Genomic DNA, 13,435 nt, shown 5'->3' on the forward strand with positions numbered 1-13,435 from the left:
CCTCAGTCCTTCGGTCCGCCGGCGGCGTAGATGACCTGGCCGGAGATGAACCCGGCGCCCTCGCTGACCAGGAACGAGGCCAGGTTCGCGATGTCGTCGGGCGTGCCGACGCGCTGCACCGGAATCTGCGTCGCGGCGGCGGCCTTGAAGTCCTCGAAGCCCATGCCGAGGCGCTCGGCGGTCGCGGCGGTCATGTCGGTGGCGATGAAGCCGGGCGCGATCGCGTTGGCGGTGACGTTGAACTTGCCCAGCTCGATGGCGAGGGTCTTGGTGAAGCCCTGCATGCCGGCCTTGGCGGCGGAGTAGTTGACCTGGCCGCGGTTGCCCAGCGCGGAGGTGCTGGAGAGGTTGACGATCCGGCCGTACTTCTCCTGGGTCATGTACTTCTGCACCGCGCGGGTCATCAGGAACGAGCCCTTGAGGTGCACGCCGAGCACGGAGTCCCAGTCCTGCTCGGTCATTTTGAAGATCAGGTTGTCGCGGGTGATGCCGGCGTTGTTGATGAGCACAACGGGCGGACCGAGCTCATCGGCAACCCGGGTGACGGCCGCCTCGACCTGTTCGGCATCGCTGACGTCCAGCGCGACACCGACGGCCTTGCCACCCTTGGCGACGATGGCTTCGGCACCCTGCTTGACACCGGCCTCATCCAAGTCCAGCAGCGCGACGGCGAAGCCATCATCGGCCAGCCGCGCCGCAACGGCGGCGCCGATGCCACGGCCGGCACCGGTGACCACGGCGACACGGGAAGGGGAATCGGTCACGGGGACCTCCTCGTCGTTGAGAAACGGGCTCGTGCTCGTCAGCCTACTAAGCGGTTGGTTTGTGGAGGATACGCGTGATCAGTCCCCGAAGTGGTGATGGCATGCGCAGGATCATAGCCACGGCCGAGGGCCGGAAGGTGATTGCTCCGCTTGGGCGAACCGCTTCAGGTAGTCCGGTTCACCGTGGTCTTGACTCGCCATAGTCGGCTCCTGTAGAGCCGCACGTCCGGCCGCTCTCGAGCCCTGCTGTGGTGGCCGCTAGTGGGTCAGGCAGGCGTGGTCGGGCAGTCTCCCTGTGGCGGCGTTCGAGAGCACCGCCGTCCCGCGGCGGTATCGTCTCGGGGCGTGACCGTCGATCCCCTCCAGCCGTACGGTCCGCTGATCGACTCGCGGCTTCGGCTGCTCACCTGGAATGTCTGGGGTCGGTTCGGGCCGTGGGAGCAACGACAGGCCGGCATCTCCGCGGTCCTCGCCGAGCACGCACCGGACGTCGTGGCGCTCCAGGAGGCGTGGTCGGCGCCGGATCGCGACCAGGCGCGCGAGCTTGCCGCCGCGGCGGGGCTGCACCACTACCGATTTTCCGGCGACCGGGTGGAAGACGGTGTGACGTCGGGAAGTGCGGTGATCTCGCGTTGGCCGATCGGCACGGTGGAAACTTGGGTTCTGCCCGGACCCGCGGGCCACGAGGGCAGCGCGGTCCGGGTCGACATCGACGGTCCACGCGGCCCGGTCCGGCTGGTCAACGTCATGCTCGACTGGCCGTTGCACCACACCCACGTCCGGCAGGAACAGGTCACCGAGCTCGCGCGGCGGGTGCGTGAACCGGGCCGCGGCCCGGTGACCGTGGTGTGCGGCGATTTCAACGCCTCGCCGGACTGCGACGAGATCCGGATGCTGACCGGCCGCGCGGCGGGCACCAGGACGTGCTGGCACGATGCCTGGGAATTCGCCGGTGCAGGCCCGGGGTACACCTGGTCCACCGAAAACCCTTGGGCTGCGGCGGTGTTCCCCCGCGACCGGCGCATCGACTACGTCTTCTCGACATCGTTCCACCGGGGCGGGGCCGGGCAGCCCCTCCGGGCGGAGACCCTCGGCACTGCGGCAGCCGGCGCTGCCGTGCCCTCCGACCACTACGGGGTGTTGGTCGAACTGCGCTACTGACGCAGACCGAACACACACTCAGCGGCGTGAGAGTGCGTTCAGGGACAGTGCGAGATGCGCTGGAACGATCGAACGCCGTCTTTCGAGCCTGCGGCGTTGCGGCCTCAGGGCGAGTGTTGGACGGTGACGTCCGGATTGGCCCACTCCGCCAGCCGGCGCTCGGCGAGCAATGCGCTACGTCCGCAATTCGGCAGTAGCGGATTTCAGCGGCGGAGTGCGCGCGAGACCAAGCAGCTCCTCACTGCCGGCTACGGGTGGCGGCTGTCGAACGCTCCGCACTCCAGCGGCGTGGGCAGGCGGGCGAAGTGGCCCGCGCAGCGCTCAGGAACGGACCCGGTCCGTGGGCGCGGTCCAGCCGGTGGAGCGGATCCACTCGGCCAGGTCTCGGGTGGCCGGCTCGATCGCCCGCACCGCCGCGAGGTCCGACGGGTGTTCGGACGCCGTGGCGAACTGGCGGAACATCGCCTTGTCGAGGTCGTTGCCGAGGACGCTCAGCGGTAAGGCCTCGTAGCGCGCCGGGAGCCCGGCGTGCGCGCCGAACGCGGCGGCGATCTGGCTGCCCGTCAGCTCGTCGCCGACGAGCTCGACCGCTCCGCCGGGCACGTCCGCTGTGCCGAGCAGGATCGAGGCGGCGACCTGGCCGATGTCCTTGACCGAGATCATCTTCAGGGCGATGTCGTTCGGCAGCGGCAGCTTCAGCACGATCGTTCCGTCCTCCACGCTCGGCGCCATCACGGTCGCGAAGTTCTCCATGAAGGCGGTCGGGCGGACCATCGTGGCCCGCAGACCGGAATGCTTCAGGTATTCCTCGATCCGGTGCTTCGAGTCGTGGTGCGGCACGCCCGTTTCGCGATCCGCCCCGAAAACCGAGTTGAACACGACGTGTGGCACGCGCGCCGCGGCCGCCGCATCGACGAGGGCGGTGCCCACTCGGACCTCCTCCTCGACCTCCTCGAGGCTGTTCGCCTCCGGGGTCATGAAATAGAACGCGTCGACCGCCTCCAGCGCGGCGACCGTTGATGCCGGGTCGTCGATCCGGACGGTCGACAGCTCGACGCCTCGGGCGGCCAGCGCCCGCGCCCGGTCGGAATCGGGGGAGCGGACGAGGGCCCGCACCCGCGCTCCTCGGGCCAGGAGTGCGTCGACGACCGCCCCGCCCTGCTGCCCTGTCCCGCCGAAGACCGCGATCGCGCCGGTTTCCTGCGTGTTCATGTCGCCCACCTCTCATTGGTTCACGTCGTGAACAACATTAGTTCACGGCGTGAACCTCCGCAAGGCGCACGGGTCCGCCGAGGGTTCCGCGCGGTAGGTCAGGAGGAGGCGGACCCCGGAACGCCCGCCGCGTCCACGATGGCGGTGGCGACGCGTTCGAAGTCGCGCTGATCGTCGGCGTCGAGGTTCTCCGCGACGTCGGGCAGGCGCTTGGTCGTCTCGGCGTAGATGGCTTCGGCGAGCACCTTCCCCGCGGGCGTTACGCCGAGCATGATGACCCGCCGGTCCTGCTCCGAGTTCGCCCGGCGGACCAGGTCGCGCCGCTCGGTGCGGTCGACGAGCTGGCTCAGCGCGTTCTTGGTCATGCCGAGCGAGGTGGCAAGGTACGCCATCTGCCGCGGCTCGTCCTTGATCGCGCACAGCAGTGTGGCCTGCGAGGGGGTCAGGTCGTACTCGGCGCAGATCTGCGCGTACCTGCGCTGGATCAGGACCGAGAGCCAGAACAGCTTGTCGCCGTAGTCCACACCCGCCCCCTCTCTTCCGATGCCGAACGCCCAGCCTACCGGCCGCGGACCGGCCCGCCCGACCGCTGGCTTGCTGGTGAGGTCCGGCTTCAGCGTTCACGAGCGCGCGCCGCGTCGAGCGCGTGCTGGTGCGTTCCCGACCACAACGTGCACGTGGTGCACGGCGAAGAACACCTCGTCGGTACGCCTTCCGTCGCACCAGCGAGCTCGACGAGTACCTGGCGCGCCTGCTCGCCGACCGCGGTCTCGCTCCGCGGACGGTCGGCCGGGCTTCGCGGATCTCCACCGCGGTGCGGCCGGCCGCGGAAGGTCTCGGTGTCACCGTCGCGCCGTCCTCCGCGGTCTCCGACGGCTTCGAACGGCCGGCCCGCCCGCTGTGCCCCGCGCTCTCGGAGCCGGTGGTGCGCCGCGCGCCGGACCAGCTGAAGCGACAGGACCGGTCAGGCGCAGGTGTCCCGACGCGGTGAGCGTGGCCGCGCCTACTGCCTGATCGACCGGGCTTCGCGGCGGGCGAGGACGTCGTCGAGGCGGGAGCCGACTTCGGCGCAGTTGGCGCGGACGACGTCCAGGAATGCCGCGAGCACCGGTGAGTCGTCGGCCGCGCGGAAGGACAGCTGCAGGTCCGGGAGGCGGACGTGCGGGGCGATGTCGCAGAACCGGACGTCCTTGCGGGTGACGAGCCGTATCCGGGCCGGGCCGAGGCCGACGCCGACGCCGCACGCCGCCAGGCCGATGATCGTGTGGACGTCCCGGGAGATCGTGGCGGCGTCCAGCGCGGCCGCGTCGGCGCCGAGCAGGTCGCGCAGGCGCGCGGCCACGGCGGGTTCCTGCGCGGGCGCCGACATGATCAGCCGCTCGGCCGCGAGCTGCTCCAGCCGGATCTCCGCGTGGCCGCTGAAAGGGTGCGCGGTGCCGACCACGGCGACCAGGTGGTCGGCACCGATCGGGACGGTCACCAGGCCGTCCACCCCCGCGCCGCGCGGGGCGCCGCGGCCGACCGCCACGTCGAGCTCGCCCGCGACGAGGGCCGCGGTTCCGTCGAGGCTGTTCATTTCGCGCAGATCGAGCCGGACGTCCGGCCGGGCCACGCGGAACCGGCCCAGCACGCCGGGCAGCGGATCGAGCAGGGCCGAGCCGATGAAGCCCATGCGCAGCTGCCCCGTCTCGCCGCGGGCCGCGCGGCCGGCTTCGACCGCGGCGGCCGTCATCTCGCTCAGCGCGCGCCGGGCCCGGGCCAGGAAGGCGGTGCCGGCCGCGGTCGGGAACACCCCGCGGGGTGTGCGGTCGAACAGCCGCTCGCCGACTTCGCGTTCGACGGCGGCGATCTGCGTGGACAGCGGCGGCTGGGCGATGCCGAGGGACGCGGCCGCGCGGCCGAAGTGCTGGTGCTCGGCCAGCGCCAGTGCGTAGCGGAGATGACGGGACTCCATACGTACAGAATATCGCTCAAGGGTGATTAAGTTATGAAACTGGATAGCGCGTCCGGTGCGCGGTGGAGTGGGCGTCATGAACGAGACCACCGCCTGCGTGTTCGTCCACGGTGCTTGGCACTCCTCACTGCACTGGGCCGCGACCCAGCGGGCACTGGCTGCCCAGGGCACCGCCGGCATCGCCGTGGACCTGCCCGGCCACGGCGTGACGGCGCCGCTGCCGAGCGGCTACCTGCGGCCCGGGCAGCCCGGGCTGGCCACCGAACCCTCCGCGCTCGCCGGGCTCACCACCGAGGTGCTCACCGACGCACTGGTCACCGAGCTCGCCGAGGTGCGCCGCCGGTTCGCCCGCGTCGTCCTCGTCGCGCACAGCGCGGGTGGTGGCCCGGCTTCGGCCGCGGTGGAACGCCATCCGGACCTGGTCGACCACGTCGTGTACCTGTCGGCGTTCGTCCCCGCCGGACGCCCGCGCTTCGGGGACTACGTGACCGACCCGGTCAACGCCGGCGCGGCGCACGCCCCCCGGACCGGCGACCCCGAGGTCCTCGGCGCCTTCCGGATCAACCCGCTCTCACCCGACCACGCCGAGGTCGAGGCGATCCGGCGGGCGTTCCTGGCCGACTGGCCCGCGGACCGGCCCGGCTGGCGGCTGACGCTGCACCCCGACGAGCCGGTGGCGTCGCTGGCGGGGACGTTCCCGGTGACCGCCGGGCGGTGGGGCCGGGTGCCACGCAGCTACGTCCGGCTGACCGGCGACCTGGCGCTGCCGCCGGCCACGCAGGACCTGATGATCGCCGAGGCCGACCGCCTGACACCGGAGCACCCGTTCGCGGTGCATTCCCTGCCCGGTGGCCACTCGCCGTTTCTCACCCGGCCGGTCGAGCTCGCCGAGCTCCTCGGCCGGATCGCGAAGCAGGCATGAGGCCCGCGGCTCAGGCCGTGCTGCTGTCGGGCACGTTCGTCCAGCTGATGAGCGTCACCGTCATGCAGCTGGCGGTTCCGCGCATCCGCCACGACCTGGCCGCCGGCTCGGGCACCGGTCAGCTCGCGCTGGTCGGCTACACGCTGACCTACGCCTGCGCGCTGATCACCGCGGCCCGGGTCGGCGACCGGTTCGGCTACCGGCGGGTCTTCGTCGCCGGCACGGTCGTGTTCACGCTGGCGTCGCTGGCCGCGGCGGCCGCGCCGGAGGCCGGGACGCTGGTGGTCGCCCGGCTGGTGCAGGGGACCGGCAGCGGCCTGGTCGCCCCGCAGATCCTGTCGCTGATCCAGACGGCGGTGCCCGCGGACCGGCGGGCCGGGGTCCTGGGCCGCTACGGGGCGACGATGGCCGTGGCGTCGCTGGCCGGTCCGCTGTGCTGCGGCGTCCTGCTGCACTTCGACCCGTTCGGGGTGGGCTGGCGGCTGGCACTGGCTCTGCCGGTACCGGTGGGGGTCGTGTCGCTGGCCCTGGTCCGGATCCTGCCCGGCGGGCGTGGTCCGGCGGAGGCGAACCGGGTGGATCCGGTCGGCGCCGCGTTGTCGCTGACCGGGCTGATCCTGCTCGTGCTCCCGCTGACCCTCGGCCAGGACGCCGGCTGGCCGGCCTGGACGTGGGCGAGCCTGGCCATGGGGCTGGGCCTGCTCGCCGCGTTCGCCGTGTCCCAACGGCGGGTGCGGCATCCGCTGGTGCGCCCGGAAGCCCTGACCGCGGCGACGACCCGGTGGGGCATCGGCGCGGTGCTGCTGTTCAACGCCGGGATCCCGTCGTTCAGCCTGCTGCTGTCCCTGCACCTGCAGGGCGTGCTGCACCGTGACCCGCTGGTGACCGCGGTGACCGTCGCGCCGTACGCGGTCGGCGCCCTGCTGGGCAGCGCGATCGCGGAGGCCGCGGCCCGTCGGTTCGGCGCCACGGCCCTCGCCGCCGCGTCCGGAGGGCTGGCCGTGGTGTCCCTGCTCGTCGTGCCGGCGCTGGCCGGGCCGGCGCCGGTCCTGTGGATGGTGCTGGGCGCCGGCGGCTTCGCGTTCGGGGTCTTCACCGCGTCGGCGTTCTCCCTGGTGCTGAACCGGGTTCCGGTGCCCGTGGCCAGTTCCGTGTCCGGGTTGCTGCCCACCGCGCAGCAGCTCGGCGGCACGCTCGGGGTGGCGCTGGCGGGAGTCGTCTACGCCGCCGGAGCGATGGACGCGGCCATGGTCTACGAGGCCGTCGTGTTCCTGCTCACGGCGGTGGCGACGGCACGCCTGCACCGGAAACCGGGACCAGGCTGGTCAGTGGCAGATGACGACCTTGCCGAAATGCGCCTAGAACGCGAACCGTAGCCAGGGCGAGGCGTCGCGGCCGGATCACCGGGCGGTCGGCGAAACCCGCGGCGTTTCCCTCAACGGATCGCGCAGCAGCCGCTCGAATCCGAGCTCGCCGGCGCCGATCAGGGTGGCGTCGTCCCCGAGAGCCGACACGCTCAGGCGCACTTTTTCCTTCGCCACCGGCAACACATTGCGTGCGACGCGACTACGTACCCGCGGCAGTACGCCGGCGTACACATCCCGCAACATTCCGCCGAAGACGACCACCGCCGGATTGAAGAGATTGATGAGATTCGCTACGCCGATGCCCAGCCAATCCCCGACGTAGTCGAGCGCGTCCCGAGCGTCGGCATCGCCCGCGGCAGCGCCGGCGGCCACCGCCCGCACGGCGTCACGACCGAAGACCTCCGGCGGTCGGCGTGCGGCGTCCAGCAAGGCCCGTTCACCGGCTTCCGCCTCGAGGCACCCGCTGGAGCCGCAGCCACAAGGTCGCCCGCCGTGCGGGTTGACGACCATATGGCCCAGCTCGCAGCCGTACCCCGCGTCGCCGTCCAGCACCGTGCCGCCGACGATGATCCCGCCCCCGACGCCGACGTCGCCGTGCAGGTAGACAAGGTTCTGCACACCCATCCCGGCCCCACGAAGGTGCTCCGCGAGCGCTCCGAGATGCGCCTCGTTTCCCACCGGCACCCGCAGTCCCAGCCCCAGCCGGAGCGCCAGTTCAGCGCCGAACGCCTGGTCGACCCATCCGAGGTCGGGGCCGAAACGGACGGTCCCGTCGTCGGGACGGATCATTCCGCAGTACGAGGCCCCGAGCCCCACACAAGTCGACGTCGACGGCGCCGCCTCGGTCACCTGGCGGCCGAGCTCCGCGAGCGTCGTGACCACGTAGTCGAGATCGACTCCGGACCGGCGCCGGGCAGCGACCTTGCGGTCCAGGATGACACCGCCGAGGCCGATCCGGGCGGCGACCAGCCGGTCCACCGCGACGTCGAACGCCAAAACATGGAAACGCTGAGTCTCCGGCCGCACGATGAGCGAAGGGCGGCCCTGGTGACGATTGTCCGTCTGCGACACTTCCCGGACCAGGCCCGCCGCGCTCAGTTCCGCCGTCAACGTCTTGATCGTGCTTCGGTTGAGGTTCATCCGTCTCGCGAGTTCAGCCCGCGAGATTCCGTCGCTCAGGTGGACAAGGCGAAGAAAAGTACCGCGATTGTGCCGACGCATCTCCTCCTGGTCCAACCCGGTTCTCGAGCCGTCCCATGGCGTCAATTCCATGTCGTGTCCGATGCGTAGGGTGTGCGGGCCAGACTCGCACCAACGCGCCCTTCACGCAATCCCGCGATGCGGCCGGACGCGCCCGCCGCTACCGGCCGCTCGAGTACCTCTGGCGTCGGGCGACCTGGCTCCGCACGCCGTCACTCGCGGGGAGTCGGACCGTCACGACGAGGCCGCCGGACCGGCCGGGCCGGACATCGAGGTCGCCGCCGTGTGCGGTGACGATGGCCGCCACGATCGGGAGGCCGAGGCCAAGCCCGTCGCGTGCGGTGCGTCCCCCCGTCAGGCGGGTGAACGGCTGCAGCAGGCGGTCGACCTCACCCGGCGGGATCACCGGGCCCGTGTTGGTCACCCTCAGCGTCGTGGTGGCCGCCTCGGACTCCATCGTCACCTCGACCGTCCCGTCCGGGATGTTGTGCCGGACGGCGTTGTCCACGAGGTTGGCGACCATGCGTTCGGCCAGCCGCGCGTCGCCGAGTATCGGCGCCGGCGACAGGCACGTCCGGATCTCCGGGTGCGACGACACGACCGACGCCGTGACGGCGCGGAGGTCGACGGGGTCGCGGCGGGCGAGGCCGCGTTCGCTGCGTGCCAGCGTCAGCAACGCCTCGATCAGCCGTTCCTGCTGCTCCCCGGCCGCGAGCACCCGTCCGCACACCGTCCGCAGCCCGGCCACGGTCGCGCCGGGGTCGGCGAGTGCCACCTCCAGCACCGTCCGCTGCCTGGCGAGCGGCGTCCGCAGCTCGTGCGACGCGTTGGCCACGAACTGCCGCTGCGCGGTGAACGCGTCGTCCAGCCGGGCGAGCAAACCGTCGAACGTGTCGCCGAGCTCGCGCAGCTCGTCGCGGCGGCCGGTCATCGCGAGCCGCTGGTGCAGGTCGCTCGCGGAGATGTGCCGAGCCGCGGCCGTGATCACCCGCAACGGCCGTAGCGCACGTCCGGCGAAGAACCAGCCGAGACCGACCGACACCACGGTCATGATCGCGAGCGCGGCGCCCGACCGGAACAGCAGCAGTCGCAGTGTCTCGTCCTGCTGGGCGGCGATCAGCCGCTGGGCCCGTGCGGCGCACGCGTCGAAGTCGGTGCCGGTCGCGGTCGTCTCACCGGACAGTGTGCAGACCTCGATCACGTCCGCCGGGCCCGCACGCAGCTTCACCACCGGGAAACCGCCGGCCACCAACAGGTACGTGATGAGCAGCAACCCGGCTCCGGACAGGAGGAAGAGTCCGCTGTGGACAGCGGTGAGCCGCCACCGCACGGTCGGGGTGAACCTCATGGGCCGATCCGGTACCCGGCCTGCGGCACGGTCTCGATCAGCGAGGGCTCGCCGAGCTTGCGCCGCAACCGGCTGACCGTCACCTTCACCGCGGTCGTGAACGGGTCGGCCATCTGGTCCCACACCCGCTCCAGCAGCTCCTCGGCGGGCACGATCCTGCCTCGTGCGGCCAGCAGCAGCTCCAGCACGCCGAACTCCTTCGGTCCGAGGTCGAGAAGCCGACCGTCGCGGCTGGCGGACCGCCGTGCGGCGTCGAGCACGAGACCGCCCGCCTCGAGGACCGGTGGCAGCGCGGGCTGGGCCCGCCGGAACAACGCCCGCAGCCGCGCGACCAGCTCGGCGAACGCGAACGGCTTGGGCAGGTAGTCGTCCGCGCCGAGGCCGAGACCGTCGACGCGGTCCTCGATGGTCGCCGCCGCGGTCAGCATGAGCACCCGGCCCCGGCAGCCGTCGGCGGCCAGCCGCGCACACACGTCGTCGCCGTGCCGGCCGGGCAGGTCCCGGTCGAGCACGATCACGTCGTAGTCGTGGACCTGCGCCGCCGCCAGTCCCGTCACGCCGTCGAACGCCACGTCGACGGCCATCCGCTCGCGACGCAGCCCGGCGCCGATCGCCTCGGCCAGCTCCACGTCGTCCTCGATCACCAGCACGCGCACACGCGACAGCGTGCCGCACCAGACGTTGCACCGTGGTTACATCGCGGCTGTAACCACGGTGCAACCACGACCCGCGTACTCCTGGTGATCATGACCCACCACTCACGACGCGCCGTGCTCGGCATGCTCGGTGCGGCACCCCTCGCCGCCGGACTCCTTCCCGGCCTCGCCACGGCACACGCCGACTCCGGCCTCGCGGGCCGGATCCGGGCGGTCACCGACAGGCCGGAGTTCGCGGGCTCACGCTGGGGCATGCGGTTCCAGGTGCACGGCGCCGCCGAGCCCATCCACGTGCTGAACCCACAGCAACGGTTCGAGCCCGCCTCCGCGGTCAAGCTGTTCATCGCGGGTTCGGCGTTCGACGCCCTCGGGCCCGGTCACCGGTTCCGCACCACGGTGCACCGCACCGGCCCGGTCGTCCTCGGCACGCTGAGGGGCGACCTGACGGTGGTGGCCGGCGGAGACCTGCTGCTCGGCCCGCGCGTCCAGCGGGACGGCTCGCTCGCGTTGCCCGTCCCGGACCACTCCTACGGCACCGCCGGCCACCCGATCGCCGGCGATCCCCTCCGGCAGCTGCGCCACCTCGCCCGCCAGGTCGCCCGCCACGGAGTCCGCCGCGTCGACGGCACCGTGCGGGTGGACACCTCGTTGTTCCGGCAGGGCACCGAGGCACTCCCACAGGGCGACCTCCGGCTGCCGGTCTCTCCCATGATGATCAACGACAACATCGTCGACGTCGTGGTACGCCCCGGCGACCGGATCGGCGCGCCGGCCACACTCCGGGTGACACCGGAGCTCGGCTACGTGGACATCGTCAACGAGGTGACCACGGTCGCGATCCCGTCGCGGCGCTTGGCCTTCAGCACGTCCGCCGGGGTGGTACGGCTGACCGGGGAGGTCGCTCTCGGCGCGTCACCCTTGCTGTGTCCGTACTTCGTGCCCGACCCCGCCGGTTTCGCCGAGGTCGCGTTCACGCAAGCCCTCGCCGACGAGGGCATCTACGTCACCGGAAATTCGGTGACCACAGTGGACCGTCGCATGGTCAGGCTCGCCGAGCACGTCTCGCTCCCGCTCTCGGAGGAGGTGAAGGTGATGCTCAAGCTCAGCTCCAACGTGCACACCGTCTACTTCCCCTACCTGGTCGGCGCGATAGCCGGCGGTGACCCGGACACACCGAAAGCGACGGGCCGGCGGCTCGGACGTGAACTCGTCGTCCGGGCCGGCCTCGACCCGGACGACCCGGCGAACGGCGGCTACACGCCGGACTACTTCGTCCGGTTCCTCGAGCACATGGCCCGGCAGCCCTACTTCACCCGGTACCGGGAGGGGCTGCCGGTCATGGGCCGGGACGGCACCCTGGCGGACGTCCTGCCGAACTCTCCCGCCGCGGGACGCGTGTTCGCCAAGACCGGCACCGGCGGCACCGGCACCGGCCTGTACAAGGCGATGGCCGGCTACCTGTGCCTGCCCGACGGCACGCTGGTCGCGTTCGCGCAGTTCACGGAGAAACCGGTCAGCTCGCCGGAAGAGGCGTTCGCGCTGGAAGGACGCGTCGGCGTCGCGCAGGGCGAGATCGTCACCGCCGTCTACGAGTCCCTTGTCCACTGAGAGGAAACCCATGACCCTCCACTCCCGACGGTCGGCACTGGGCCTGCTCGGCGCGACCGGCGGTCTGCTCGCCATGGCCGGTCCGGCTGTCGCCCAAACCGGCTCCGACCTGCGCCCCGGCGGACGCCTCGACCGGTTCGTCGCCGACCGCGCGGCTGCCGACCAGTTCTCCGGCACCGTCCTGGTCGCACACCGAAACCGCCCCGTGCTGATCAGCTCTCACGGCATGGCCGACCGGAGCCGTGGCATCGCCAACGACCAGAACACGGCCATCGACCTGGCGTCGATGACCAAGTCGTTCACCGCGGTCGCGCTCACCCAGCTGGTACAGCGGGGAAAAGTGGCACTGCACGCGCCGTTGGGTGACTACCTCGACGGCTTCCCGGCCGACGTCGCACGGGTGACGATCCACCAGCTGCTCACCCACACCGCGGGCGCCGGACGGCCCGGTCTCACCAATCAGCGCCCGCCCGGCGAGGACGAGTGGGACAGCGAAACCGATATCTGGCAAGGCATGCTGGCCTACCTGCGCACACTTCCGCTGCGCTTCACGCCGGGTTCGCAGTGGAGCTACAGCAACGACGGCTACTTCCTGCTCGGCGCCGTGACGGCGGCGGTGGCCGGAGTGACCTACTACGACTACATACGCCGAAACGTGTTCGCGCCGGCAGGCTTGACACACACCGACTTCTACACCCGCCCGCAAGTCATCGCGGACCGAACCATCGCCCACGGCTACCTGAGCCAACCGACAGGCGACCGCGTGGACATCACGACCACGCCGTACCTGCCCTACCTCGGCAGCCCGTACCACGGCGCGTTCTCGTCAGCGCCCGACCTCCTGCGGTTCGCCACCGCACTGCACGGGGAGAAGCTGCTCGACCCCGCCTGCACACACCTCGTCACCAGCGGCAGGCACCCGCTCAGCCCGACCGACCGGCCGGCATTCGCCGGACAACTACAGCTCTACGGCTACGGCCACGTCGAGACGATCGCGGGAAAGAACCGCATAGTCGGCCATTCCGGCAGCGGCCCCGGCCGGTCGACCAATATCGACGTCTTCCCGGAGGCCGGTTGGGTGGTCGTCGTGCTGAGCAACTACGACACCTCCATCCGGCCGATCGTCGAACTGGCGCAGGAGCTGGTCGGGTCGGCGGTCTGTCGGGAGTGAGCCCGCAGCCGCAGCCGAGGATCCGCGCCTGGATCTTGTCAAGCTACGTCGGTTCGACCGGGTGGCTGATCT

The 13,435-nt window shown here is 71.5% G+C and carries 12 protein-coding genes; 5 read left to right on the forward strand and 7 right to left on the reverse strand.

All coding sequences use genetic code 11. The annotated features are described in order from the left end of the window. Positions 1–2 precede the first annotated feature (2 nt). The gene (gene fabG / locus ACZ7OU_RS25320) at positions 3–764 is read right to left on the reverse strand and encodes a 3-oxoacyl-ACP reductase FabG (protein WP_155542942.1); all 762 of its coding nucleotides are present in this window, start codon (positions 762–764) and stop codon (positions 3–5) included. A 261-nt stretch (positions 765–1,025) separates the two neighbouring features. Here fabG and ACZ7OU_RS25325 point away from each other — a divergent pair, with 261 nt between their 5' ends. Continuing rightward, positions 1,026–1,925 (forward strand): endonuclease/exonuclease/phosphatase family protein, encoded by a 900-nt coding sequence (locus tag ACZ7OU_RS25325; protein ID WP_470256981.1) that lies wholly within the window; start codon positions 1,026–1,028, stop codon positions 1,923–1,925. Between the two features lie 321 nt (positions 1,926–2,246). Here ACZ7OU_RS25325 and ACZ7OU_RS25330 read toward each other — a convergent pair whose 3' ends face one another. The 3 genes from ACZ7OU_RS25330 to ACZ7OU_RS25340 form a co-directional block, all read right to left on the reverse strand. Beyond that, positions 2,247–3,137: an NmrA/HSCARG family protein gene (locus ACZ7OU_RS25330; RefSeq protein WP_470237608.1), complete on the reverse strand. Its 891-nt coding sequence runs from the start codon at positions 3,135–3,137 to the stop codon at positions 2,247–2,249. A 98-nt stretch (positions 3,138–3,235) separates the two neighbouring features. Beyond that, positions 3,236–3,661 (reverse strand): MarR family winged helix-turn-helix transcriptional regulator, encoded by a 426-nt coding sequence (locus ACZ7OU_RS25335; RefSeq protein ID WP_470237607.1) that lies wholly within the window; start codon positions 3,659–3,661, stop codon positions 3,236–3,238. Between the two features lie 479 nt (positions 3,662–4,140). After that, positions 4,141–5,091, reverse strand: a complete 951-nt coding sequence (locus ACZ7OU_RS25340; protein ID WP_470256982.1) for a LysR family transcriptional regulator — start codon at positions 5,089–5,091, stop codon at positions 4,141–4,143. 76 nt (positions 5,092–5,167) lie between these two features. On the opposite strand from ACZ7OU_RS25340, the gene ACZ7OU_RS25345 reads away from it, so the two are divergent. Both ACZ7OU_RS25345 and ACZ7OU_RS25350 read left to right on the forward strand, forming a co-directional pair. Beyond that, positions 5,168–6,013: an alpha/beta fold hydrolase gene (locus ACZ7OU_RS25345; RefSeq protein ID WP_470237605.1), complete on the forward strand. Its 846-nt coding sequence runs from the start codon at positions 5,168–5,170 to the stop codon at positions 6,011–6,013. Continuing rightward, positions 6,010–7,389: an MFS transporter gene (locus tag ACZ7OU_RS25350; protein ID WP_470256983.1), complete on the forward strand. Its 1,380-nt coding sequence runs from the start codon at positions 6,010–6,012 to the stop codon at positions 7,387–7,389. Before ACZ7OU_RS25345 ends, ACZ7OU_RS25350 begins: the two co-directional genes overlap by 4 nt. Positions 7,390–7,413: 24 nt before the next feature. Here ACZ7OU_RS25350 and ACZ7OU_RS25355 read toward each other — a convergent pair whose 3' ends face one another. The 3 genes from ACZ7OU_RS25355 to ACZ7OU_RS25365 all read right to left on the reverse strand — a co-directional run bounded on the left by ACZ7OU_RS25355 (position 7,414) and on the right by ACZ7OU_RS25365 (position 10,584). Beyond that, positions 7,414–8,652 carry an ROK family protein gene (locus ACZ7OU_RS25355; RefSeq protein WP_470256984.1) on the reverse strand — a complete coding sequence of 413 codons (1,239 nt, stop codon included), beginning with the start codon at positions 8,650–8,652 and terminating at the stop codon, positions 7,414–7,416. An 88-nt stretch (positions 8,653–8,740) separates the two neighbouring features. After that, complete coding sequence (locus ACZ7OU_RS25360; protein WP_470256985.1) at positions 8,741–9,928, reverse strand: sensor histidine kinase; 1,188 nt, start codon at positions 9,926–9,928, stop codon at positions 8,741–8,743. Next, entirely contained in the window at positions 9,925–10,584 is a 660-nt protein-coding gene (locus ACZ7OU_RS25365; protein ID WP_093954156.1) for a response regulator transcription factor, read from the reverse strand. Before ACZ7OU_RS25365 ends, ACZ7OU_RS25360 begins: the two co-directional genes overlap by 4 nt. A 90-nt stretch (positions 10,585–10,674) precedes the next feature. On the opposite strand from ACZ7OU_RS25365, the gene ACZ7OU_RS25370 reads away from it, so the two are divergent. Next, the gene (locus tag ACZ7OU_RS25370; RefSeq protein WP_470256986.1) at positions 10,675–12,192 is read left to right on the forward strand and encodes a D-alanyl-D-alanine carboxypeptidase/D-alanyl-D-alanine-endopeptidase; all 1,518 of its coding nucleotides are present in this window, start codon (positions 10,675–10,677) and stop codon (positions 12,190–12,192) included. Positions 12,193–12,202: 10 nt separating this feature from the next. Next, complete coding sequence (locus ACZ7OU_RS25375) at positions 12,203–13,363, forward strand: serine hydrolase domain-containing protein (protein WP_470256987.1); 1,161 nt, start codon at positions 12,203–12,205, stop codon at positions 13,361–13,363. Positions 13,364–13,435: the final 72 nt, after the last annotated feature.

The sequence above is a fragment of the Amycolatopsis sp. NPDC114505 genome (assembly GCF_055633615.1).